Raw genomic sequence first — 23,261 nt, 5'->3', positions numbered from 1 at the left:
GCGGAGTCGCGATGGGAACGCAGACGCACGACGGCGGGGGCGCCACCGGCGCCGCGCCGCGCACGGCACCCCGCCGTACGGGGCGCCCCGCCCGGGCGCTCGAACGGCTGCGCACCGGCACCGACCCGACGGCCGCCGCCGCGCGCCGGGCCGTCCGCGTCACCCTGGCCGCCTGCACCGGCTTCTACGTGTTCCTCTACGCCCTGGACCGCCCGGTCGGCGCCACCTACGCCCTGTTCTCCGCGGTGTCCGTCGCCGCCCTCGCCCGGATACCGGGCACCGGCCGCCAGCGGGCCGCCGTGATGCTCAAGCTCCTGCCCGTCGCCTGCGTTCTGGTGACCCTGGGCACCTTCCTCGCCGTCCGCACCTGGACCGCCGTCGCGGGCACCCTGGTCATCGGCTTCTTCCTGGCCTTCGTCGCGGCCGCCGGACCCCGCCCCGCCGGAGCGTCCCCCGGACTGCAGCTGCTGTACATCCTGCCCTGCTTCCCCCCGTACGCCCCGGACACGCTCGGTGAACGGCTGACGGGCACCGTCGTCGGCCTGGCGCTGGCCGTACTCGCCGAGGCGTTCGTCCTCCCCGACGCCCGCGCACCCTCCTACGCGGCACGGGCCGCCGCCGCCGCCCGCAGCGCCGCCCGCTGCGCCGCCGCCCTGCGCGGGCCGCCCTACGCCCTGCCCGCGGACGTCGCCCGCCAGGCCACGGCCGCCGGCGAGGCCGTACGCCCGTCCCGGGTCCCGGAAGCCGAGCGCCCGGCCGGCCCCGGCCTGCGCGAGCGTGCGCTGGCGCACACCGGCCTCGCCGCACGCACCCTCCTGGCCCGGCTGCGCGCCCTGCCCGCCCCCGGCTCCGGCACCCCGCCCGACCCCCCGGGACTGGCCCTGCTGGGCTCGGTGGCGGCGGCCACCCGGGAGACGGCCGTCCTCCTCGCAGGGGATCCCGCACCCGCGGAGGCCGGGGCGGCGGCCCGCGCCCTGCACACGGCACGGGAACGGACCGCCGTCCTCCAGCCCGCCGCCCCCATCGACCGCAGGCGCCACGCCGCACTGGTGGAGATCGCGGACGCCGCCCTGGTCCTGGGCCGGGCGGCGGACATCGCCGTCCGGGGACGCGCGGCCGTACCCGACACCACCGAGGGCCGCTTCTGGTACGCCGGTGCGCACCCCCTGCGGCTCTGGTGGATCCGCCTCGCGGGACACGCCGAACCGGGGTCCGTCCACTTCCAGAACGCCGTACGCATCAGCCTCGCGCTCGCCGTGGCCCGCACCGTGGCCGGACTGGACACCCTGCCCCACGGCTTCTGGGCCATGCTCGCCGTGCTGTCCCTGACCCGCACCACGGCCGTCCAGACCCGGGCCACCGTGCGCCAGGCCCTCATCGGGACCTTCGTCGGCGCCCTCGCGGCGGGTGTCGTCCTCGCCCTCGCGGACGGCGCCACCCTGCCGTGCGCGATCCTGCTGCCGCCGCTGATGCTGGTCGCGTTCTGCGTGGGCCCCGTGCGAGGCGTGGGCTGGATGCAGGCGATGTTCACCCTGGTCGTCTCGGTCGTCTTCGCCCAGCTGTCCGCCGCCACCTGGCAGCTCGCCGAGGTCCGCTTCCTCGACGTGCTCATCGGCAGCGTCATCGGCATGCTGTGCGGACTCCTCGCCTGGCCGAAGGGCGCCCACGACGAACTCGGCCGCTGCGTGGCCAGGATGCTCAGGGGTGCCGCCGAGCAGGTCGCGGCCACCACGCGCGCCGTGACGGCGGGAGCGGGAACACCACCGGCCGTCCGCGACGACGCGGAGGTCCAGCACGCGCTGCTCCTCGCCGAGACGGCCTACGCCCAGTACCAGGGCGAGGCCCAGCATCCGGCCGGCCCCGGTCCCGACTGGCACAGCGCCCTCATGGCCGGCCACCACGTCCTCTGGGGAGCCCGCCGGGTCCTGGAGGCCGCCGGAGAGCCGGAGCCCGCTCCGGACCACTCGGCCGGCAGCCGCGTCAGGTCGTACGGGGCCTGGGTGGCGGACGGTTTCGCGATGGCCGCCGCCCGCTTCGACGTACCGAGGGGCGGCCGTCGCGGCGAGCCCCGCGCGGCGCGGGTGAAAGCCGACGAGGGCCCGCAGCCCGGCGGCCCGGAGCCCTCGGACGCCACCCGCGACGCCCCCCCGCTCTTCTTCACCGTCACGGCCTGGCTCGACTCGCTCACCGCCGACCTCGGCCGGATGGCCGCCGCCCACGCCGTCGAGGACCGGCCGGGGCGCCAGCCGTAACCGGACGGCCGCTTCGTCGGATTTGCGACACATCCCGGTACGGCCGCGCCACGCCCGCACGGGCCGGGATCCGCGGCCCGCCGCCGCGCCCACCGCCGCCGCCCCCGAAGAGCCCCAGGCCGCAGGCGCCGCCGCCGCGACGGACCGGCCGCCGCCCCCGCCCCGTCCGTGCGCCCGCGGGCCTGGCCGAAACCGGGCGGGACCCCGCGGAGGCGCCCTACCGGCCGCTCCGCGCGCGGCGGACGCTGTGTGTCCCACCCTCGTCCGGCACGCACCGATCGCCCTCGCGTGCCCCGGGCGCCGGCGCGACCGACGGAGGACCCGATGCCGCTGCACAGCTTCGACGAGTGGTCGCCCCTCAAAGAGGTGATCGTCGGATCGGCACTCAACTACATCTCCCACGAACGGGAGTTGTCCTTCGACCTGTTCTTCCACGACAACATCGCCGAGGACAACGCCCCCGCCACCCGCGCCGAGTGGTACTACCCGCGCCTCACCCCCGCCGGGCGGCCCGACCCCGGCGGCCGCGGCCGCGTCGCCATCAAGCAGCGCTACGTCGACGAGCTCGCCGAGGACGTCGAGGGCATCGCGGCGACCCTGGCCGCGCTCTCCGTCACCGTCCACCGTCCGATCCCCGTGGACCCCGCCACCGCCGAGGTCCGCACCCCCGCCTGGTCCGCCTCCGTGGTGCCCCCGCTCAACGTCCGCGACAACACGCTGATCGCCGGTGACGAGATCATCGAGACCCCGCCGATGATCCGCTCCCGCTACTTCGAGACGCAGTTCCTCACCCCCGTCTTCCAGCGGTACTTCGAGCAGGGCGCGCGCTGGACCGTCATGCCCCGCCCGCTGATGACCGACGCCTCCTTCGACCTGTCCTACGCCCGCGAGAGCACGCTCGGCGGCCCCACCGAACCCATCGCCGACCCGCGCCCGTCCCCGTACGACGTGGGCCTGGAGATGATGCTCGACGGCGCCCAGGTCCTGCGCCTGGGCCGGGACATGGTCGTCAACGTCTCCACCGCCAACCACGCCCTGGCCTGCGACTGGCTCGAACGCCACCTCGAAGGCCGCTTCCGGATACACCGCGTGCACCGCCTCAGCGACAGCCACATCGACAGCATGGTCCTGGCCCTGCGCCCCGGCACCCTGCTCGTGCGCTCCCGCGCGGTCGCCGAGAAGCTCCCCGAGGCCCTCCGCTCCTGGGACCTGATCGTCCCCCCGGCCCCGATGAGCGACGACTTCCCCCGGTACGACGATGACGACCTGGTCCTGACCAGCCCCTACATCGACCTCAACGTCCTGTCCGCCGGGCCCGACACCGTCCTCGTCAACGACGCCTGCCCGGAACTGATGCGCACCCTGGAGAAGCACCGCTTCACCGTCGTGCCCGTACGCCACCGCCACCGCAGGCTCTTCGGCGGCGGCTTCCACTGCTTCACCCTCGACACCGTCCGCGCCGCCGGCCCCGAGGACTACCTCGGCTGACGGGAGCCCCGCCCCGCACCCCACCGCACCCGACCAGGAGAGGGGACGGCGTGCCCGCCCTCGCACGGCTCACCGGTGTCGGCACCGCCGTGCCCGACACCACCTACACCCAGGAACACCTGCTGGACGCCTTCGCCATCACCGACCCGCGCGTACGGTCCCTCTTCCGCAACAGCGCCATCGACCGGCGCGGCCTGAGCCTGCCGCCCGCCCGCCCGGACGGCACCCGCGCGGTGGAGTCACAGGGCGAACTCCTGCGCAAACACCGGCTGCGGGGGCTCGCCCTCGGCCGCGCGGCGATCGAGGCCTGCCTGCGGGACACGGGCGCCACCCCGGCCGACGTGCGCCACCTGTGCTGCGTCACCTCCACCGGCTTCCTCACCCCGGGCTTCTCCGCGCTGCTCCTGCGGGACCTGGGCATCGACACCGCCTGCTCCCGCCTCGACGTCGTCGGCATGGGCTGCAACGCCGGACTCAACGCCCTCGGCTCCGTCGCCGGCTGGGCCCGTACGCACCCCGGCGAACTCGCGCTGATGGTGTGCGTGGAAGTCTGCTCGGCCGCCTACGTGTTCGACGGCACCCTGCGCTCCGCCGTCGTCAACAGCCTCTTCGGCGACGGAGCGGCGGCCGTCGCCGTGACCGCGCCCGCCGCCGGCCGCCCCGCCCCCCGGGGCCCCGCTCTCCTGCGCTTCTCCAGCCGCACGATCCCCGAGGCGGTCGACGCGATGCGCTACGACTGGGACGAGGACCACGGCAAGTTCAGCTTCGCCCTGGACCCCCTGGTGCCCTACGTGGTCGGCGCGCACGCCGAGGAGGCGCTCGCCCGGCTGCTGCGCCACTCCGGAGTCCTCCCGTCCCGCGTCGGGCACTGGATCGTGCACTCCGGCGGCAAGAAGGTCATCGACGCCGTACGCGTCAACCTCGGCCTCACCCGCCACGACGTCCGCCACACCACCGGGGTGCTGCGCGACCACGGGAACCTCTCCAGCGGCTCCTTCCTCTTCTCCTACCAGCGGCTGGCGGCCGAGGACCGGACCCGACCCGGGGACCACGGCGTCCTCATGACGATGGGGCCGGGGTCGACGATCGAAATGGCCCTGGCCCGCTGGTGACACGACGGAAGGAAGACCTGACCATGCGGACCGACGGCACGCCGCGCCGCACCGCGGACGGACTCGCCCTCACCCTCGACGTCGACGGCACCCGGCCCCTGCCGGAGCTGACCGCCGCCCTCGACACCGCCTGCGACCTGCTGGAGGCGGCCCGCCCCGAACGGCTCGTCCTGCTGCTGCGGCTGCTCCCCGCCCCCCACCACCCCCGCTCCTGGCCCGGTGAGGTCGACGTCCGGGACGTGGGCCGCTGGGAGAAGGCCGTACACCGCCTCGAACGCCAGGGCGCACTCGCCCTCGCCGTCGCCACCGGGCCCTGCGGCGGCCCGGCCCTCGACCTGCTGCTGGCCACCGACTTCCGCATCGCCGCCCCCGACCTGCGGCTGCTGCTCCCCGTCAACGACGGGCACTTCTGGCCCGGCCTGGCCGTCTACCGCCTGGCCCGGCAGCTCGGCGGCGCCCGCGCCCGGCAGATCGTGCTGTGGGGCGATGCCCTCGGCGCCGACCGGGCCCTCGAACTCGGCCTCGTCGACCAGATCTCGGCCGACCTCACCGAGGCCGCCCACACGGCCACCGTGCTCATGGGGCGCATCTCCGACCGGGAACTGGCCGTACGGCGCGCCCTGCTGCTCGAAGCCCCCTCCTCGGAGTACAGCGAAGCCGTCGGCGCCCACCTCGCCGCCTGCGACCGGGAACTGCGCCGACTCGCGGCCACGGCCGCCCGCACCGCCGACGGCGACCCGGACGGCCGATTCGACGGCCGATTCGACGGCCGCACCGACGGCCGACTCGAAGGCGACCCCGACGGGCCGTCCGACGCCCCGGGAGCCCGCCCGTGACCCCTCCCCGCCCCGCCCGACCGGCGGGCCGCGCCGCGCCGTCCGCCCCCGCGCCGTCCGCTCCCGCGCCGTCCGCCGCCCCCTCCGGGGACCTCGCGGCGGACGCCGCCGCCCTGGCCGCCCTCTGCGCCGACGGGGAACGCCTGCTGGCGGCCCTCCCCGCCCCCGCGGACCGGGACGGGGCCGCCTCCCGGCACGCGGCCCGGATCCACGAAACCTGCCGCGACGCCCGCCACGCCTTCCTGGACCACCACGCCGAAACCGTCTACGACCTCCTCACCTCCCGCCGCACCCGCCGCCCCCGCCTCGCCGAACTGGCGCGGACCGCGGCCGTCCGGTTCCCCGGCCTGGTCCCCGACCGGGCCCTCCTCGCCGAGGAGGCCGGCCGCCTCCAGGCCCACAAGGAAGGCCGCGAGATCGACCAGGGGATCTTCTTCGGCGCGGTGCTGCGCTCCCCGCGGGCCGGCACGCACCTGATCGAGACGATGCTCCGTCCCGCCCCCGGATCGGCCGCCCTCCTCGACGGCTTCCGCCGCACCGGCACCGTGGACCTCCCCACCGTCCGCCTCGAACGCCGCGGCCCCGCCGCGCACCTGACGTTCCACAACGGCCACTGCCTCAACGCCGAGGACAACCGGCTGATCGCGGACCTGGAGACCGCCGTCGACCTCGCCCTCCTCGACGACACCGTCCGCGTCGGCGTCCTGCGCGGCGGCCCCGTCACCCACTCCCGCCACACGGGCCGCCGGGTGTTCAGCGCCGGCATCAACCTCAAGGACCTGCACGCGGGAGCCATCTCGTACGTCGACTTCCTGCTCGGCCGGGAACTCGGCTACGTCCACAAGATCGCCCGCGGGCTGCTCACCGACTCCCCGGGCTGGCGCGGCCCGCTCGTCAGCAAACCCTGGATCGCCGCCGTCGACGCCTTCGCCATCGGCGGAGGCATGCAACTCCTCCTGGTCGTCGACCGGGTGATCGCCGCCGAGGGGGCCCTGCTCGGCCTGCCCGCCGCCGACGAGGGCATCGTGCCCGGCCTCGCCAACCTGCGCCTGCCGCGCCTCACCGGAGCCCGCACGGCCCGCCAGATCGTCCTCTCCGGCCGCCGCCTCACCGCCGGGGAACCCGACGCCGCCCTGGTCTGCGACGAGACCGTGCCCCCCGAGGAGGTCGGCGCGGCCGTCGAGCGCGCGGTCGGGGAACTCGCCGCGCCGGCCGTGGCGGCCAACCGCCGGATGCTCGCCCTGGCGCAGGAACCCCTCGAAGCCTTCCGCGCCCACCTCGCCGAGTTCGCCGTCGTCCAGGCCGCCCGCATCCACAGCCCCGACGTCCTGGCCAAGGTGGAGCGCCGCCGGTCCCGTACCGGATCCGGCACGTGAGCGGGCCCCGCGCGTTCGACCTCGACCCCGCCGACCTGCACCCCTCCCTCGACGGCCCCGCCCCGGCCGCCGTCGGGTTCCTCAACGAGGTCATGGCCCGCCACCCCCGTGCCGTGTCCTTCGCCCCCGGCGCGCCCCACCCGCGCTCCTACGCCGACATCGACCTCGGCCGCCACCTGCAGCAATTCCTCACCCACGCCGTCCAGGACCTCGGCCACCCGCCCGACGCGGCCCGCCGCCTGCTCTACGAGTACGGGCCCAGCCGCGGCCTGATCAACCACCTGGTCGCCGAAGCCCTCCACCGCGACCACGGCATCCGGGCCGCCCCCGAGGCCCTGGTGATCACCGTCGGCGCGCAGGAGGCACTGCTCCTGGTCCTGCGCGCCCTCTTCCGCTCCGCCACCGACGTCCTGGCCGTCGCCGAACCCTGCTTCGTCGGCGTCACCGGCGCCGCGCACCTCCTCGGCATCGGCCTGGAGGCGGTCCCGGAGACGGACCTCGGACCCGACCTGGACGCCCTGCGCACCGCCTGCCGCACCTCCCGCCGCGCCGGCCGCCGCGTCCGCGCCTGCTACGTGGCCCCCGACTTCTCCAACCCGGGCGGCAACCGGATGGACCTCGACGCCCGCCTGCGGCTGCTGCGCCTGGCGGCCGAGGAGGAGTTCCTGGTCCTGGAGGACAACGTCTACGGGTTCACCGCCGCCCCGGGCCGCGAACTGCCCCCGCTCAAGGCCCTGGACACCGAGGCCCGCGTGGTCCACATCGGCACCTTCGCCAAGGTCTGCTTCCCCGGGGCCCGCGTCGGCTACGTCGTCGCCGACCAGCGCGTGCGCACCACGGACGGCGCCGCCGCCCCGCTCGCGGCCGGGCTGGCCCGCCTCAAGACGATGGTCTCCGTCAACACCTCGCCCGTCTGCCAGGCCCTGATCGGCGGCATGCTGCTGGAACACGGCGGCTCGCTCGCCGGCCCCGTGGGCCGCCGCGCCGCCCTCTACCGCCGCAACCTCGCCCACCTGCTGGACGCCCTCGACCGGCAGGCCGCCGGGGGGCTGCCGCCGGGCATCACCTGGAACCGTCCCGAAGCGGGCTTCTTCGTCCGGGTCACCCTGCCCGTCCGCGCCGACGAGGCACTGCTGCGGGTGTCCGCCTCCCGGCACGGGGTGCTCTGGACCCCGATGGCGCCCTTCTACCTCGGCGACGGCGGCGACCGGGCGCTGCGCCTGTCGTGCAGCTACCTCGAACCCGAGCGGATCGAGATCGGGGCGGCCCGCCTCGGAGCCTTCCTGCGTGCCGAGGCCCGGCCGTGACCGCCCCAGGCCCCGCACGGGACCTCCCGCAGCCCCGGCGCCCGGCACCACCCCCGGGCTCCGCGGACCTTCCGCGCGCGCCGGGGCCCCCGCGGCCCCCGGACCCCGAGGAGCCCCGCCGGCTCCCCGTCCGCCGCACCGCGCCCTTCGACCCGCCGCCCGAACTCGCCGCCCTGCGCGAGGAGTCCCCCCTGTCCCGCCTGCGCTACCCCGACGGGCACCTGGGCTGGCTCGTCACCGGGTACGCGACGGCCCGCGCCGTTCTGGCCGACCCCCGCTTCAGCGCCCGCTCCGAGCTCAAACGGGTCCCCGTCGCCCGCCCGGGCACGGACCCCTTCTACGGGGCGCCCGCGCTGCCGGGCTGGCTGGTCGACATGGACGCCCCGGAGCACACCCGGCTGCGCCGGCGCCTGGCCGGGGCCTTCACGGCCCACCGCACGCGCTCCCTCGAACCCCGCATCACGGCCATCGTGGACCGGCACCTGACGGCGATGGCCCGGCGCGGCGCCCCCGCCGACCTGGTGGCCGACTTCGCGCTGCCCGTCCCCTCACTGGTGATCTGCGAGCTGCTCGGGGTCCCGTACGGGGACCGCGCCGACTTCCAGCGCCACAGCGCGACCCTCTTCAGCCTGGACGCGAGCGCGGAGCAGGCCGCCTCCGCCATGCGGGAGCTCGACGCCTACCTCACGGCCCTGGTCCTGCGCGGACGCCGCGGCGCTGCGGCCGGGGGCCTGCTCGCCGACCTCGCGGCGGATGCCGCCCTCACGGTCGCGGAGACCGCGGGCCTCGGCGCCCTGCTCCTGTCGGCGGGCCACGAGACCACCGCGGGGTCCCTGAGCCTGGGCGCGTTCGCCCTGCTGTGCCACCCCGCCCAGCTGGCCCGGCTGACCTCCGGCGCCGTCGCGCCCGACACCGTCGTGGAGGAGCTGCTGCGCTACCTGACGATCTTCCACTTCGGGGTGCCGAGGACCCCGTCGCAGGACGTCACGCTGGCGGGGCGGACCCTGCGCGCGGGGGAGTCCGTCACGGTCTGCCTGCCCGCCGCCAACCGGGACCCCGGACGCTTCCCGGACCCGGACCGCCTCGACGTCGGGCGGCGCGCCACCGGGCACCTGGCCTTCGGGCACGGCGTGCACCAGTGCATCGGGCAGAACCTGGCCCGTGCCGAGATGCGGATCGCCTTCCCGGCCCTCTTCGCGCGCTTCCCCCGGCTCCGCCTCGCGGTGCCCCCCGCCGAGGTGCCCCTCGGTGCGGACATGGGCTTCTACGGTGTCCACCGGCTGCCCGTCACCTGGTGAACCCGCCCTCAGCCCGCGGGCGCGGCCCCGGACCCGCCGTGCCAGGACGTCCACAGCGCAGCGTACGGGCCCCGGCGCGCGACCAGTTCCGCGTGCGGGCCGGCCTCGGAGATCCGGCCCTCCTCCATCACCACCACCCGGTCCGCGTCCTGCGCGGTGTGCAGCCGGTGCGCGATGGAGACCACCGTTCCGGTCAGCAGGCCCGCCAGGGACCGCTCCAGCGCCCGCGCGCTCCGGCCGTCCAGCAACGCGGTCGCCTCGTCCAGCACCACCACCCGCGGGTCGCACAGCACCAGCCGGGCCAGCGCCAGCTCCTGGGCCTGGGCCGGAGACAGGGCCGTCGCCCCGGTGCCCACCCGGCACCCGAGCCCCATCGCCGAGGCCCACTCCCCGGCCCCCACCGCCCGCAGCGCCCGCTCCAGTTCCGCCGGCCGCGCCTGCGGGCGGGCGATCAGCAGGTTGTCCGCCAGGGTGCCGCCGAACACGTGGTACTCCTGCGTCACCAGCACCACGTGCCGCCGAGCGGTGGTCCCCGTACGGTCGGGCAGTACGGGGGCCCCGTCGAGCGTGACGCTGCCTCGGTCCGGCGGGTGCACCCCCGCGATCAGCCGCCCCAGGGTCGACTTGCCCGCCCCGGACGGCCCGACGACGGCCAGCCGCTCCCCGGGCGCCAGCCGCAGGTCGACCCCGCGCAGGATGTCCCGGCCGTCCCGGTAGGCGTAGTGCACGCCGCGCAGTGCGAGCACCCCGGGACCGCCACCCGCCCCGGACCCCGCGGGCCGCGCCGCTCCCGTCCCGATGGCCGTACCCGTACCCGTACCCGTATCCGTATCGGGACCCGTATCCACACCCGTCCCCGTGCGGGTTCCCGTCGCCGGCCCGGCCGCGGGCCCGGTGTCCCCGGCGGCCGCGGGACCCACTCCGAGCACCCGCGCCAACGAGGCGCCGCCCACCTGGAGTTCGTCCATCCAGAACAGCAGCGTGTCCACCGGCCCGGTGATCTGCTGCATGTAGAGGGTGGTCGCCGTCACGGCGGCGAGGGAGACCCGCCCGTCCGCGTAGAGCAGCCCGCCGACGAGCAGGGTCGCCACCACCGGCAGGACGTACCCGGTGTCCGCGACCGGCAGGTACACGCACCGCAGGAACAGCGTGCGCCGCTCGGCCGCCTCCGAGGCGGCCGCGTCCCCGTCGGTCCGCGCGTGCCGGCGCTCCGCCAGCCGCAGGGCGTCCACCGTGCGCGCCCCGGTGGCGGTCTCCGCGAGCCCGTCGGACAGCCGCGCGTACGAGGCGTTGGCCCGCAGGTAGCCCGCCCGCGCCCGCCGCAGGTACCAGCGGGTGGACAGCCACAGCACCGGTACGGCGACCAGACAGGGCAGGGCCAGGAGCGGATCGGTGAGGCAGACCGCGCCGAGCGTCAGCAGGATCGTCGTCCCCGCCACCAGGGTGTCGGGCACCGCCCGCTGCACCGTCAGCGCCAGTACGTCGATGTCCCGGGTGGTGCGGGTGACCAGGTCGCCCGATCCGGCCCGCTCCACGGTCCGCGTCGGCAGGGCCAGCACCCGCTCCACGAACTCCTCCCGCAGCCGCGCCAGCACGCTCTCGCCCAGTCGCTGCGAGGCCAGCAGCGCGAAGCGGGTGAGGACGGCCTGCGCGGTCACCGCCGCGCAGATCACGAGGGCCACCCGGCCGATCTCCGCCGTACCGCCGGCGGCGTCCTCCACGAGCCGGCCCAGCAACTGCGGGGCCACCAGGCCGGAAACGGCCGCCAGCGCGTGCAGCGCCAGGGCCCGTGCGAGCTCGCGCCGATGACGCAGCGCCGTCCGGCGGGCGTACGCGCGCACCTCGCGCTGCGAGGCGACCGGCAGCGTCCGTTCCTCCGTCCCCACGTCCTGCGTCCCCACGCTCACGCGAGTGCCTCCCGGATGACGGCCGACCGGTAACGGGGATCCGACAGCAGCTCCGGGTGCGGCCCCTCGGCGACGGCCTTCCCGTCCTCCACGTAGACCACGTGGTCGGTGTGGTCCAGCAGCAGCGGACTGGTCGTGAACACCACCGTGGAGCGTCCGCTCCGGTGCGGTCCGAGGCGGGCCGCGACCCGCCCCTCGGTGTGCGCGTCGAGGGCGTTCGTCGGTTCCACCAGCACCAGCACCTCCGGATCGGTCATCAGCGCCCGGACGAGCCGCAGCCGCTGGCGCTGCCCGCCGGAGAACTCCCGTCCGCCCGCGGTCTCCTGGCCCAGCCGATCGGGCAGGGCGTCGACCACGTCCTCGGCGGACGCGGTGCGCAGCGCCCGCGCGAGGGCCGCGTCCGCCTCCGCCGGCGCGGCGCCGTCGGGGGAGCCGGCGGCGTCGGCGGGACCGCGCGGATCGAGCTCGGCGGCCAGCGGCCCGGAGAACATCGCGTCGCCGTTGCCGACCACCAGGATCCGGCGGCGAACGCCGTCCAGCCCGAACTCCTCCAGCGCCCGGCCGCCGTACGTGACCCTGCTCTCCCGGTGCCGGCCCAGGCGGTCGGCGAGCAGCAGGGCGTCGCCCCCGTCCGCGCACACCACCCCCACCAGCAGCCCGGGAGGGACGACCAGCCCGGACTCCGGATCGCGCAGCTCGGCCCCGCCGGTCCCCGCGGGCAGGACGTCGGGTCCCGGCCGCAGCTCCGGGGCGAGCCGCAGGAACGCGGTCACCCGTCCGGCCGCGACCCCCGCCCGGGTCAGCTGGTCCACCATCACCGTCACCTGCCGCAGCTCATCGGCGAGCAGGACCGCGTACCCGTAGAAGGAGACCAGCACCCCCGGCTCGATCGTGCCGGCCCGCACCTGGCGGGCTCCCAGCCACACCACCGCGGTCACCAGCAGTCCGGGCAGCAGCAGCCGCCCCAGCGCGATGTTGGACTGCACCCCGGCCACGGAGACGGCCTCGGCCCGCACCCGCTGGGAGGCCTCCCGGTAGCGGAGCCCGTACACCGCCTCCCCGCCGATCCCGCGCAGCACGCGCAGCCCGTCGACGATGTCCACCGACAGGTCCGTGAGCGCGCCCTGGCGCTCCCGGAGCCGCGCCTGCCGGTCGTGCAGCCGCCGCATCAGCCAGGTCACGACGGCCGCGATCACCGGTACCCCGGCGAGGACCACCAGCCCCAGGCGCCAGGAGGAGGCCAGCATGAACACCGCCACGAACACGATGGCCACCACGGCGCCGGCCCCCCGGGCGGTCCCTTCCAGGGCCGTTCCCAGCCGGCCCACGTCGAGGGAGCCGGCGCCCACGACGGCGCCCGTGGAGACCCGGCCCGGCAGTTCCGTCCCCAGCTCGGCCGACTTGCGGACCAGCAGCCGGGTGGTCAGGTACGAGGCGCCCAGCCGGTTGGCGGTGGAACCCCGGTCGCGGACCATCCCGGTCAGGGCCTGGACCACCCCCAGCAGCAGCACCACCGAGGCCCACAGGACCAGCGCCCGCCGGTCGCGCGGGATCAGCCCGAGGTCGAGGGCCCGGCCGACCGCCGCGGGGATCAGCGCCTGGGACATCGTGCAGGCCACCCCGAAGCCGGTGGCGAGCAGGACGGTCCGGCGGTGCCGGGAGGCGAGCCAGAGCAGGTAGCGGGCGGCGGAGCGGGTGTCGGGGACACCGGGTGCGGGAGCGGTCGCGGGGGAGGGAGCGGGAGTGGTGGTGCGGTGCATCAGGCCTTCGTTCCGACGGTCAGTCCGTGCTCGTACGGGAATCCGGTCAGGGTCCGGACCCCGGAGAAACCGGCCGCGGTCATCCAGCGCTCGTAGTCGCGGGCCGGGTAGGCCATGCCCTGCCCACTGGCGAGCACGTTGAGGTAGAGCGAGAGCCGCGCCGAGTACCAGCCGCGCGTCTCGTCGTCGGAGACGTTGTACCCGTACACGAACACCCGCCCGCCGGACGGCAGGACGGAGTGTGCCTTGGCCAGCAGCGCGGTGATCTGCTCGCCGGAGAAGATCTCCAGGACGTGGCTGAAGAGCACGGCGTCGTGTCCGGGCGGGAAGGGATCGGCGAACAGGTCGCCGGGATGTACGCGCACCCGCTCGCCGAAGCCGGGCGCGGCCGTCCGCCCGGCGATCTCCGAGACGCTGGGGATGTCGAAGACGGTCGAGGTGAGCCGCGGGTACCGGGCCGCGAGACGGGTGCTCGTCGTGCCGTCACCGCCGCCCACGTCCAGCAGTGCGCGGACGCCCGCGAAGCCCTCGTGCGCGACCAGCGCGTCCACGCTCTTGAGGGTGAACGCGCTCATCGCGCGGTGGAACACCGCCTCCAGCGGCGGATCGTGGGCCAGCCTCCCGTAGAGCGTGGGCTCGGTTCCGGGGTGGGCGTCGAGCGCCGTGTTGGTGCCGGCCCGCAGGGCCTCGCCCGTCCGGGCGAAGGCCGGGTAGTACACCTCTTTCCAGCCGGTGAGGATGTGCCGCCAGGCGTCCGGGCCGTCCGGAACCAACAGGTCCGCGGCCACCGGGGAGTTGGCGTAGCCGCCGTCGTGGCGTTCGAGCAAGCCGGTGGTGCACACCGCGTGCAGCAGCACGCGCAGCTGGTGGGCGGGCAGACCGGTGAACTCCCGGATCTCCTCGAAGGCGGCGGACCCGCGGCCCGCCAGGTACCCGAAGACGTCCAGCTCGACGGCGGCGACCACCGCGTTGAACAGCGCGGGTGCGTTCACCAGGAAGTGGAAGCGTTCGTAGGCCGGATCGTCGGTGTCCGGACCGGTGTCCTCGCGCATGGGGCAGCCCTTTCGTCGGCCGGACGGCGCGGCGGGCGGGCGACGGGCGCCGGGCGGCCCGCTCGTTCCGGGGGAGGGGAGCTCGATCGTCCGAAGGCCCCGCATCGTGGCACGGCCGGCTCGGGACCCGCAACGGCGCCCGACGCATTCCGGCCGCCCCCGCGGACCCCTCAGCCGGCGTCCCGGCCGGTGCCCTGCGCCCCGCGCCCGACGCCCGTGCGCAGCGGAAGGGCCAGTGACAGGTACTTCCCGCCCTCCTCCAGGCAGATCCCGTGCCGGACGGTGAACCGCAGGAACTCCTCCACCTCCTGCGCGGAGGGGCCGGTCCCCCCGCCCCCGGCCGCCGCGGCCAGTTCACGGTGCAGCCGGGCGGCGCTGCGCGGGGCCTCGCCGCAGCCCTCGTACGCGTCCGCCCGCCACCCCTCCAGGGTCGCCTTGCGCCGGCGGCCGCCCCGGGTGTCGAAGAGGGTGAGCCAGCCCGGCCCGCGCCGGTACGCCAGTACGGCGCGGTCGGCCGACTCCCAGGACCGCTGCCAGCCCTCGACCGCCTTCGCCAGGACGGCCACGGCCTCGGGGGAGGAGACCTCCCGCGCCTCGTAGTCGAAGAAGTAGGCGATCCGCTCGTGGTCCAGTCCGGGGACCGGATAGGCGAAGCGGTAGGCCTGCTTGGGGGTGACCCCGGTCATCCCGAACGACGGGTCCGTGAAGTAGGGGCTGAAGCGCTCCAGCCAGATGCGGCCCACCCCGGCGGGCGGCTCCAGGTGCGTGAGCAGGGGCACCAGTTCGGCCTGGCCCGTGTAGTCCTCGTCGGTCTCCCCGGGGAAGCCCGTCAGCAGGTTCCAGTCGACCCGTACGCCGTAGTGGTGCGCCCACTTGAGCAGCCGCACGTTCAGCAGCCGCGAGGACCCCTTGCGCATCAGGCCCAGGACGTGGCTGCTCAGGCTCTCCAGACCCGGCTGGATCTTCCACACCCCGGCCTCGGCCAGCAGCCGCACCTGTTCCCGGGTGAGGTTCGCCTTCACCTCGAAGAACAGGGCCGTGTCCCACGGGGCCACGCGCAGGTCGGCGCAGAGCGTCCCCAGGTAGGCCATGTCCAGGATGTTGTCGACGGCGTCGACCGCGACGACGCGGTGGCGCCGCATGAGCTCCTCCAGGTCGGCCAGGGCCCGGCGCGGCGACTTGGCCCGGTACTGCATGCCCAGGGCGTTGAGTCCGCAGAAGGTGCAGTGGTGCTTCTCGCCCCACCAGCAGCCCCGCGAGAACTCCACCAGCAGACGCTGGGTGTTGGTGCCGATGACGTTGCCGTGCCCGAGGGATTCGACGGCGGAGAAGTAGTCGTCGTACGAGGGCACCGGGAGGGCGTCCATCCCCGTGATCCGGGTGGCCGGCGCCGGCACCCCTACCCGGCCCCGCCCGTCGCGCCCGCCGACGCCGGGCAGGCCGGTGCCCGGCTCGCCGCGGGCCACGGCGGCGGCGAGCCGGGGCAGCGTCACATCGCCCTCGCCGACGACCACGTAGTCGATGAAAGGGAAGTTCCGCAGGTACTCGGGGCCCATGTCGCCGTCGTAATTGGCTCCGCCGAACACCACGACCAGTCCGGGCCGGGCCTCCTTCAGCCGCCGGGCCAGAGCCAGGGCCGCGACGTTCTGCATGAACGTCGAGGTGAATCCCACCATGTCGAATCCGTCCCACAGGTCACGGGACGCGATCTCGTCGATCCACGCGGGCAGCCGGACCCGGCGGAGTTCCGTCACGAACTCCCAGTCGGTACCCGTGGCCGAACACACTTCGGCGATCTCCGGAAAACGGCTCCGGTATTCCTCCTCGTCCCCCGTCACCCCGAATGCGGCCGTGCCGAAAAGCCATTCACCGAAAAGGTGGACCCGCTCGGACGGAGCCTCGGTGATGACCTCGTAGAACTTCGGTCCCAGTACGGCGGCCAGGTCCAGGTTCGGGTAGAGGCTGCGCGCCTCGTGCCCGAAGGAGGTGAGCACCGACTGGAGCAGCCCGCACTGGATCGACGGGGTGTCGGTGCGTGCCCAGGGCATGTTGACCAGGGCGATCCGCAGGGGTCCGGGCGGGACGCAGTCCCCCGGGAAGACGGGCCGGCCGATCAGGGGCAGTTCGCGGCCACCTGCCAAGACTCCTCCTCACCGGCGCACCCCGTCGCCGGTCCTCGGGGGGCCGGGTGCGCGGTGGACACCGGGCCTCTCCCTGGTGGTGCCGGGCGGGGAGAGGCCCGGCGCGCCCGCTGTCCGCGGGCCCGGAAATCAGCGGTCCTTGACGTTGCTCGACGATACGGTCGGCCCGTCCTTGACGTTGCTCGCCGAGACGACGGCGGCGAGGTCCGATTCCTCGATCTCGGTCCACACGATCTCGCGCTCCATGATCCACCTCCCTCCTGGAATCGATGCTCAGTCCGGTAGGTGTTCCCTGTCGATGGTAGGAATCGGTCCGGAGGCCGACAAGGAACGGAATTCGGCCAGACCGCCACTGTCCTGATCCCGGTGCGCGGGGAATGCGGCTGCGAGGAGGCGGTCTTGACGGTCCGTCGTGCCGCTTCCGAGAATTCGATCGTCCCCGGCGAAAGACTTACCGGCGCCCCCGAAAAGACGGCGCCCTTGGAGGTACGGGCACGTGCGACTTCTCGTCGGAAACGACTGGAGCGAGGAACTGGCGGAGCCGACGGGAAGCACGGGCTGGGCGGTCCAGCGGCTGGTGTGGTTCGCCCGGGACGGAGACGTCCTGGTGCTGCCGGTGGCACCGCAGGAGGAGTTCGTCGCCTACGTCACCTCCCTCACCGGCACCCGCCGCTCCTCCCTCACCGTCGTCGTACCGCCCCCCGGCCGGCTCGGGGCCGGAGCGCTCACCGCCGACCGGCTCGCCGACCCGCGCTTCCTGGCCGCCCTCCGGCAGGCCTTCGCAGGCCGTCCGGTGCACGAGGTGTTCGCCCTGTGGCCCGACGCGGTCGTCGCCGACCTCGCCGACGCCCTCGGCTGCCCCGAGGCCCTCGAAGGGCACGACTTCCTCACCCAGAGCGGCGGCCTGATCGGCAGCAGCAAGGCCGCCTTCCGCGCCCTGGCGGCCGGAGCCGGGGTCGCGCTGCCCGACGGCGCGGTCTGCGCCGACCGCCGGCGCGCGCACCGGCACGTCACCCGCCTGCTCGACCAGGGCAGCCCCGTCATCCTCAAACAGGACTACGGCTCCGGCAGCGACGGCAACGAGATCCTCAGCCGCACCCCGGGACTCGCCCTGCGCGGCGCCCGCACCCTGCGCGTCCTCGCCGACTCCGAGGCGCTCGACGCCTATCTGGACGAACGCTGGGACTGGCTCACCGAAGGCGGCCGCCACCGCGTCGTCGTCGAGCACTACCACCCCGGCAGCCGCGCCTACTTCGCGGAGTTCTGGATCTCGGACGGGGGCGTACGGCTCGGCGGCCACGGCGAGATGCGCTACCGTCCCCTGCCCGACGCCCAGGTCATGCCCGCGCCCGACCTCGACGAGGGACAACTCGACGGCCTCGTCGAGGGCGGCCGGCGGCTCTGCCTGGCGCTGCACGCCCTGGGCTACCGCGGGGTCCTGAGCGCGGACGCCGTCGTCACCCCGGCGGGCGAGGTCCTCTTCACCGAGCACAACGGCCGCGCCACCGGCTCCACCCACATCTACGAGATCGTCGGCAAACGCGTCGTCGGCCCCGGCTTCGGCACCGACCGCATCCTGCTGGAGCGGGTCTGGCCCGAGGGCTGGCAGACGCCCTCCTTCGCCGGCGCGCTGACCCGGCTGCGCGACTCCGGCCACCTGTACGACCCCGCGACCCGCCGCGGCGCGGTGATCCTGGCGGCCTACAACACCCACCGCAAGGGCGTCATGCTCTGCTACGTCGCCGAGGACCTGGAAGCCGCCCTGCACCGCGAGGAATCGGTCGCCCGCCTCTTCGCCCCGGCCCTGTCGGCCTGAGCGAGCCCCCCCCGGGGGTCCGGGCCCCGGGTCGAGGGGGGCCGCCCGGCACGGGCCGCCCGGCGTCAGGCCGGGAGCAGGCGCAGGGTGAGGCCCAGGCGGGCGGGGCGGCCGGGCGCGGCCTCCAGCGGGGTGTTGACGCGGCCCGTCTCCACGCACAGGAAGTGGCGGTGGTCCTCGTCCGTCAGGTCGGACATGCCCGCGGCCAGTTCGGGGCCGGGGTTCCAGACGATGACGTCGCTCGCCCCGTGGTGGGTGATCTCGACGGCCCGGCCGAGGGCCCGGTCGGTGACCAGGGCGACCTCGTCCGGTTCGGGGTAGACCCGTTCGATGTGGTCCGTCGGCGTCACCGCGCCGCCGGCGTCGGACACGTCCGACGCGAGGAGGTTGTCGCGGTAGTGCTTGCCGAGTCCCGAGACCTCGGCCTCGCCCAGGTCGCCGATCTGCAGGTAGGTGTGCAGGGCGGCCGTGCTCCGGTGCTCGCCGACCGCCTCGACCTCGATGCCGCAGGTCTCGCCGAGCGTGATCCGGGTGGTCAGCGTGAACTCGTGCGGCCACAGGGCGCGCGTGACGTCCGAGGCCTCCAGCCGGAACTCCAGCACGACCCCGTCCTCGGTCGTGCCGTGTGACACGAGGTCCCAGTCGAGGGTCCGGGCGAAGCCGTGCGAGGGCTTGGCGACGGTGCCGAACCACGGCCAGCACAGTGGCACTCCGCCCCGGACGGGGGTCCCCGCCACCCAGGCGTTGCGCTCGCCCAGCCACAGCCCCGGTGCGGATCCCGCGGGCTGCCAGGCGATCAGCTGGGCCCCCTGGAGGCTGACCGCGCCCCGGACGCGCGGGTGGTCGACGACCAGGAGCGGGATCTCGCCGATCCGGCGGCGGGTGACCGACGGGGCGAGCTGTTCGAGGACGGGGAGGGCGAGCAGGTTGTCGTTCATGCGCCGACTCTTCAGAATCCGCACAAGAGAGTCAAGTCGGGCCCCGGTGGACACGCGCCGGACCGCGCACGGGTACGGCACGGCGGGTCCTGAAGTGCGCCGTGCCGCCCGCCGTTCCGTGCCGCCCGCGCGCCGCGTACCGTTCCGTGGCCGAAAGGGCCCCCGTCGGGCCCGCCCGGTCCGGTGCGCGTGCCGGCCTCAGCCGATCTGGTCGTAGTTCCAGTACTGGTCGAACAGTGGGGCCCAGACCTCGGGCCACGGGGTGGTGGTGCCGCCGCAGGCACCCGGTACGGCCTGCGAACGGCGGTCCGTGTCACGGGTGCACTGACCGGTGCCCGCCTCGACGATCTCCCAGCGGTTCGGGTACTCCGCCCTGCCGCGGTGGTTCCACGTGAACGTGGAGCAACCCCAGCCGGTGGTCAGCACGATCGGATGCCGGGGTTCTCGGCGGCCTGCGCCGAGGTGGGCATGAACAGGGCGGACCATCCGATCAGGGCAGCCATCACACCGTGCCTGCCGAGCCGGCCTGCCTTTCGAGCCACGCGGTCATCTCCTGTCGCGCGACGGCCTTGACGCGAAGAACCTAGCGAGATCCACTGAATACCCGGTACCCACCCTTTCAGGGGGGTGTGTTCACTGCGGAGGCTGTGGTGAGTGGGGGCTCGGGGCTTCAGCGCGCCCAGCAGTTCATGATCTTGGCCACCGGGCTCTACCGGGCCGGCCACCTCAACGCGGTGCTCTCCTCCGCGGTGATGGCATGGGTGTTCTGGTGGTACCTGCGGCGCCAGGGCGCCCTGCTGGACGCCGCCCAGAGCCGGGCGGTGACCGCCGAGGCGGCACGGGCCCGCCAGGCCGAGCGGACGGCCCACCACGCGGCCCTGCACGACACCGTCCTGGCCACCCTGACCACCATCACCGCCGGCCGCGTCGACGCCAACGCGGCGCCGGTGCGCGAGCGGTGCGCGCGGGAGGCGGCGTACCTGCGGCGGCTCGTCCAGCAGGAGGAGGACGCGCCGCGCCGCCGCGGCGGAGCCGACCCCGGGGCGACGGCGGTCACGGCCGTCGGCGCCGCCCTGGAGGCGGCCGTACGCTCCGCGGAGTGCCTGGGACTGAGGGTCGCCGCCCGGTACCACGCGCTGCCCGCCGTCCCCCGCGAGGTGGCCGCCGCCCTGGAGGCGGCCGTCTGCGAGGCGCTGAACAACGTACGGAGCCACGCCGGGACGGGAGAGGCCTTCCTGACCGCCGTCGGCGACGGGGACGGGAACCTCGCGGTCACGGTCGTGGACCGGGGCGCCGGGTTCGATCCGGCCGCGGCGGGCGGGAGCGGCGGGACCGGGCTGCGCCGCTCGGTGTACGCCCGGATGACCGCGATCGGCGGATTCGCCGGGGTGCACGACACCTGCCCGGACCGGCCTCGGCTGGCGCCCAGGGAGCGGCAGGTGCTCCTGGACTACGCCTCCGGGCTGACCCTGAAGGCGACCGCCCGGCGTGCCCGGATCAGCCCGAACACCGCGAAGTACTACCTCGACCAGGTCCTCGACGGCTGAGGCCCCCGCGACCCCGCGACCGGGACGGGTCCTTCCGCCGCTCACTTGGCCTTGAGCTTGGCCCAGACGGTTTCCAGGGCCCGGATGTCCTCGTCGTCGAGCCGTTCGTCGAAGACCTCCCGCAGGGCCTCGCGGCGGGTGGCGTCGGCCTCGGCGAAGGCCGTGCGCCCGGCGGGGGTGAGGGCGACGGAGACGGAACGGGCGTCCGTGGGGGAAGGGAGACGCTCCACCAGGCCCCGTGCCTGGAGCTGGTCGACCACCCGGGAGACCTGGCTGCGGCTGAGGAGCGTCTTGGAGCCCAGGGCGGAGGCGGCGACCGGTTCGCGCTGCGCGCTCAGCCAGAGCATCACCTCGAACCAGGAGAGCGGCAGCTCGTGGGCCCGGGACAGGGCCTGGTCGATGCGGGCCGAGAGCGTGGTGCCCGCCCAGATCAGACCGTAGAAGGCATGATCGCGAGGGGTCAGTTCACCCATGGTGAGGTCGGTACGAGCCATGGGGGGAGCCTACCCGTTTGCGTGTGCGCGCACATATCTCTATAGTGTGTGTGCACGCACATAAACCTGTGCGCACCGGCCCGTCCCTCGGCGCCGTCCCCGTCCCACCCCCCGGAGCACCCCATGACCACGCCCGACACCCCCCGTACCGTCCTCGTCACCGGCACCTCCTCCGGCATCGGCCTGGCCGCCGCGGTGGCCGCCGCCGAGGCCGGATGGCAGGTCGTCGCCACCATGCGCGACACCGGCAAGGCCGCACCGCTGCGCGCCGCGGCCGCCGAGGCCGGGGTCGAGGGCCTCGTCGACGTCATGCGCCTGGACGTGGTCGACGCCGCCTCCATCGACGCCTGCCTGGAGGAGGTGCTCGCGCGGTACGGCCGCCTCGACGCGGTCGTCAACAACGCGGGCGCCGGCCGGGTCGGCACGATCGAGCAGGGCACGATCGAGGACGTCCGCGCCACGATGGAGGTCAACTTCTTCGGCGTCGTCCAGGTCACCCGCGCGGCCCTGCCGCACCTGCGCGCCTCCCGGGGGCGCGTGATCACGGTCACCAGCGTCGGCGGCGTCGTCGGTCAGCCCTTCAACGAGGCCTACTGCGCCGCCAAGTTCGCCGTCGAGGGATTCATGGAGTCCCTCGCCCCGGTCGCGGCCACGGTCGGTGTCGACGTCACCGTCGTCGAGCCCGGCGCGGTGGCCAGCGAGTTCGTGGCCAGCATCGGCGTGGACGTGCCGGCGATGGTGGCGGCGGCGGGCCCGTACGGCGACGCCCTCCGGAACTACATCGCGCGCACGACGCAGTCCTTCGCCGGGGCGCAGACCCCGGCCGAGGCAGCCCGCCCGATCGTGGACGCCCTGACCGCCGACCGGCCCCCGTTCCGGGTGCAGACCTCGGACTGGGCCCGCGCGTTCGTGGCCCCGAAGCTCGCCGACGCGGACGGGTCCGCCGTCCGGGAACTGACCGGCGGCTGGGTCCGCTGACACCGGCGCGGAGGCCGGCGCCGGTCCCCGCGTCCGCGCCGGTGCCCGCGCCGGTGTGCGCGTCCCGCCTCACGCGGCGGTCCAGCCGCCGTCCATCGGGAAGGACGCGCCGGTGACGTGGGCGGTGTGCGGGCCGCAGAGCCACAGGGCGACCGACGCCACCTCCTCCGGTTCGATCAGCCGCTTGATCGCGGACCCGCGCAGCAGCACCTCCCCGACGACCCGCTCCAGCGGGATGCCGTGGGCCTCCGCCTGCGCGGCGATCTGCCGCTCCACCAGCGGTGTGCGCACGTACCCCGGGTTCACGCAGTTGCTGGTCACCCCCCGCGCGGCCCCTTCGAGGGCGGTGACCTTGCTGAGCCCCTCCAGGGCGTGCTTGGCGGTCACGTAGCCGGACTTGAAGGGGCTGGCCCGCAGCCCGTGCACGCTGGAGATGTTGACCACGCGCCCCCAGCCGCGCCCGTACATGTGCGGCAGGGTCCGGCGCAGCAGCAGGAACGGGGCCGTGACCATCACCCGTTGCAGCGTCTCGAACCGCTCCGGCGGGAACTCCTCGATGGGCGAGACGTGTTGGAGCCCGGCGTTGTTGACGAGCACGTCGACGGCCGAGGGCAGCCCCTCGACGGCGGCGGGGTCGGCCAGATCGGCCGCGTGGGCCCGCCCCCCGACCTGTTCCGCCACCGCCGCGGCGGCCCGCGCGTCGATGTCCACGACGTGTACGAAGGCCCCCGCGGCGGCCAGCGCCACCGCGCAGGCCCGCCCGATGCCCCCGCCCCCACCGGTCACCATCGCCACGCGCCCCGCGAGGTCGGCTCCCGCGCCCCCGCCCGCCGTTCCACCGAGTGCGGTGGTGAATCCGCTTGTCATGCACGGCACGCTAGAGCCCCGGGCGCCCCGGTCCGATGTGGTCCGCCCCCACACTCCCGTCCCCGGCTGTGGTGCCCACGGCCACCACCGCA

General features: G+C 75.1%; 20 protein-coding genes. 10 read left to right on the top strand and 10 right to left on the bottom strand.

What is annotated here, in order from left to right:
- Positions 1 to 11: 11 nt before the first annotated feature.
- The 7 genes from ACZ5D2_RS10795 (at position 12) to ACZ5D2_RS10765 (ending at position 9,669) form a co-directional block, all read left to right on the top strand.
- Positions 12 to 2,252, top strand: a complete 2,241-nt coding sequence (locus ACZ5D2_RS10795; RefSeq protein ID WP_468928651.1) for an FUSC family protein — start codon at positions 12 to 14, stop codon at positions 2,250 to 2,252.
- Between the two features lie 324 nt (positions 2,253 to 2,576).
- Positions 2,577 to 3,740 (top strand): glycine amidinotransferase, encoded by a 1,164-nt coding sequence (locus tag ACZ5D2_RS10790; RefSeq protein WP_468928649.1) that lies wholly within the window; start codon positions 2,577 to 2,579, stop codon positions 3,738 to 3,740.
- Positions 3,741 to 3,790: 50 nt separating this feature from the next.
- Positions 3,791 to 4,852, top strand: coding sequence for a 3,5-dihydroxyphenylacetyl-CoA synthase DpgA (dpgA, locus tag ACZ5D2_RS10785; RefSeq protein WP_468928647.1), 1,062 nt, complete (start codon positions 3,791 to 3,793; stop codon positions 4,850 to 4,852).
- A 23-nt stretch (positions 4,853 to 4,875) separates the two neighbouring features.
- Positions 4,876 to 5,688: an enoyl-CoA-hydratase DpgB gene (gene dpgB, locus ACZ5D2_RS10780; RefSeq protein ID WP_468928645.1), complete on the top strand. Its 813-nt coding sequence runs from the start codon at positions 4,876 to 4,878 to the stop codon at positions 5,686 to 5,688.
- The gene (gene dpgC / locus ACZ5D2_RS10775) at positions 5,685 to 7,064 is read left to right on the top strand and encodes a (3,5-dihydroxyphenyl)acetyl-CoA 1,2-dioxygenase DpgC (protein WP_468928644.1); all 1,380 of its coding nucleotides are present in this window, start codon (positions 5,685 to 5,687) and stop codon (positions 7,062 to 7,064) included. Before dpgB ends, dpgC begins: the two co-directional genes overlap by 4 nt.
- Positions 7,061 to 8,371: an aminotransferase-like domain-containing protein gene (locus ACZ5D2_RS10770; RefSeq protein WP_468928642.1), complete on the top strand. Its 1,311-nt coding sequence runs from the start codon at positions 7,061 to 7,063 to the stop codon at positions 8,369 to 8,371. The genes dpgC and ACZ5D2_RS10770 overlap by 4 nt, the downstream gene beginning before the upstream one ends.
- A gap of 173 nt (positions 8,372 to 8,544) precedes the next feature.
- Positions 8,545 to 9,669 carry a cytochrome P450 gene (locus ACZ5D2_RS10765; protein ID WP_371681388.1) on the top strand — a complete coding sequence of 375 codons (1,125 nt, stop codon included), beginning with the start codon at positions 8,545 to 8,547 and terminating at the stop codon, positions 9,667 to 9,669.
- Between the two features lie 8 nt (positions 9,670 to 9,677).
- Here ACZ5D2_RS10765 and ACZ5D2_RS10760 read toward each other — a convergent pair whose 3' ends face one another.
- The 5 genes from ACZ5D2_RS10760 to ACZ5D2_RS10740 all read right to left on the bottom strand — a co-directional run bounded on the left by ACZ5D2_RS10760 (position 9,678) and on the right by ACZ5D2_RS10740 (position 16,775).
- On the bottom strand, positions 9,678 to 11,570 hold the full coding sequence (locus ACZ5D2_RS10760) for an ABC transporter ATP-binding protein (RefSeq protein WP_468928760.1): 1,893 nt from the start codon (positions 11,568 to 11,570) through the stop codon (positions 9,678 to 9,680).
- A 2-nt stretch (positions 11,571 to 11,572) separates the two neighbouring features.
- The gene (locus ACZ5D2_RS10755) at positions 11,573 to 13,336 is read right to left on the bottom strand and encodes an ABC transporter transmembrane domain-containing protein (RefSeq protein WP_468928641.1); all 1,764 of its coding nucleotides are present in this window, start codon (positions 13,334 to 13,336) and stop codon (positions 11,573 to 11,575) included.
- A complete protein-coding gene (locus tag ACZ5D2_RS10750; RefSeq protein ID WP_371680485.1) occupies positions 13,336 to 14,388 on the bottom strand; it encodes a methyltransferase in 1,053 nt (350 codons plus the stop codon). Before ACZ5D2_RS10750 ends, ACZ5D2_RS10755 begins: the two co-directional genes overlap by 1 nt.
- A gap of 170 nt (positions 14,389 to 14,558) precedes the next feature.
- Positions 14,559 to 16,529, bottom strand: a complete 1,971-nt coding sequence (locus tag ACZ5D2_RS10745) for a RiPP maturation radical SAM C-methyltransferase (RefSeq protein ID WP_371680486.1) — start codon at positions 16,527 to 16,529, stop codon at positions 14,559 to 14,561.
- A 129-nt stretch (positions 16,530 to 16,658) separates the two neighbouring features.
- Positions 16,659 to 16,775 carry a pheganomycin precursor gene (locus ACZ5D2_RS10740; protein WP_211117217.1) on the bottom strand — a complete coding sequence of 39 codons (117 nt, stop codon included), beginning with the start codon at positions 16,773 to 16,775 and terminating at the stop codon, positions 16,659 to 16,661.
- A 250-nt stretch (positions 16,776 to 17,025) separates the two neighbouring features.
- Between ACZ5D2_RS10740 and ACZ5D2_RS10735 the strand changes: the two genes are divergently transcribed.
- Positions 17,026 to 18,345, top strand: coding sequence for a preATP grasp domain-containing protein (locus ACZ5D2_RS10735; protein WP_371680487.1), 1,320 nt, complete (start codon positions 17,026 to 17,028; stop codon positions 18,343 to 18,345).
- A 65-nt stretch (positions 18,346 to 18,410) separates the two neighbouring features.
- Here ACZ5D2_RS10735 and ACZ5D2_RS10730 read toward each other — a convergent pair whose 3' ends face one another.
- The 3 genes from ACZ5D2_RS10730 to ACZ5D2_RS10720 all read right to left on the bottom strand — a co-directional run bounded on the left by ACZ5D2_RS10730 (position 18,411) and on the right by ACZ5D2_RS10720 (position 19,825).
- A complete protein-coding gene (locus tag ACZ5D2_RS10730) occupies positions 18,411 to 19,283 on the bottom strand; it encodes a D-hexose-6-phosphate mutarotase (protein WP_468928637.1) in 873 nt (290 codons plus the stop codon).
- A 198-nt stretch (positions 19,284 to 19,481) separates the two neighbouring features.
- A complete protein-coding gene (locus tag ACZ5D2_RS10725; protein WP_468928635.1) occupies positions 19,482 to 19,709 on the bottom strand; it encodes a hypothetical protein in 228 nt (75 codons plus the stop codon).
- On the bottom strand, positions 19,703 to 19,825 hold the full coding sequence (locus ACZ5D2_RS10720) for a hypothetical protein (protein WP_468928633.1): 123 nt from the start codon (positions 19,823 to 19,825) through the stop codon (positions 19,703 to 19,705). Before ACZ5D2_RS10720 ends, ACZ5D2_RS10725 begins: the two co-directional genes overlap by 7 nt.
- A 147-nt stretch (positions 19,826 to 19,972) precedes the next feature.
- Between ACZ5D2_RS10720 and ACZ5D2_RS10715 the strand changes: the two genes are divergently transcribed.
- The gene (locus ACZ5D2_RS10715) at positions 19,973 to 20,830 is read left to right on the top strand and encodes an ATP-binding protein (protein WP_468928631.1); all 858 of its coding nucleotides are present in this window, start codon (positions 19,973 to 19,975) and stop codon (positions 20,828 to 20,830) included.
- A gap of 41 nt (positions 20,831 to 20,871) precedes the next feature.
- On the opposite strand, the gene ACZ5D2_RS10710 is transcribed toward ACZ5D2_RS10715, so the two are convergent.
- Complete coding sequence (locus ACZ5D2_RS10710; RefSeq protein ID WP_266846034.1) at positions 20,872 to 21,324, bottom strand: MarR family winged helix-turn-helix transcriptional regulator; 453 nt, start codon at positions 21,322 to 21,324, stop codon at positions 20,872 to 20,874.
- A 123-nt stretch (positions 21,325 to 21,447) separates the two neighbouring features.
- Between ACZ5D2_RS10710 and ACZ5D2_RS10705 the strand changes: the two genes are divergently transcribed.
- Positions 21,448 to 22,302, top strand: a complete 855-nt coding sequence (locus ACZ5D2_RS10705) for an SDR family oxidoreductase (RefSeq protein ID WP_371680490.1) — start codon at positions 21,448 to 21,450, stop codon at positions 22,300 to 22,302.
- 69 nt (positions 22,303 to 22,371) lie between these two features.
- Here ACZ5D2_RS10705 and ACZ5D2_RS10700 read toward each other — a convergent pair whose 3' ends face one another.
- Positions 22,372 to 23,169, bottom strand: a complete 798-nt coding sequence (locus ACZ5D2_RS10700; RefSeq protein WP_468928628.1) for a 3-hydroxybutyrate dehydrogenase — start codon at positions 23,167 to 23,169, stop codon at positions 22,372 to 22,374.
- Positions 23,170 to 23,261: the final 92 nt, after the last annotated feature.

The organism is Streptomyces sp. NPDC031479, assembly GCF_055581065.1.
Note: the sequence above shows the minus strand (reverse complement) of the source record. Positions and strands in the feature narration are given on the sequence as shown.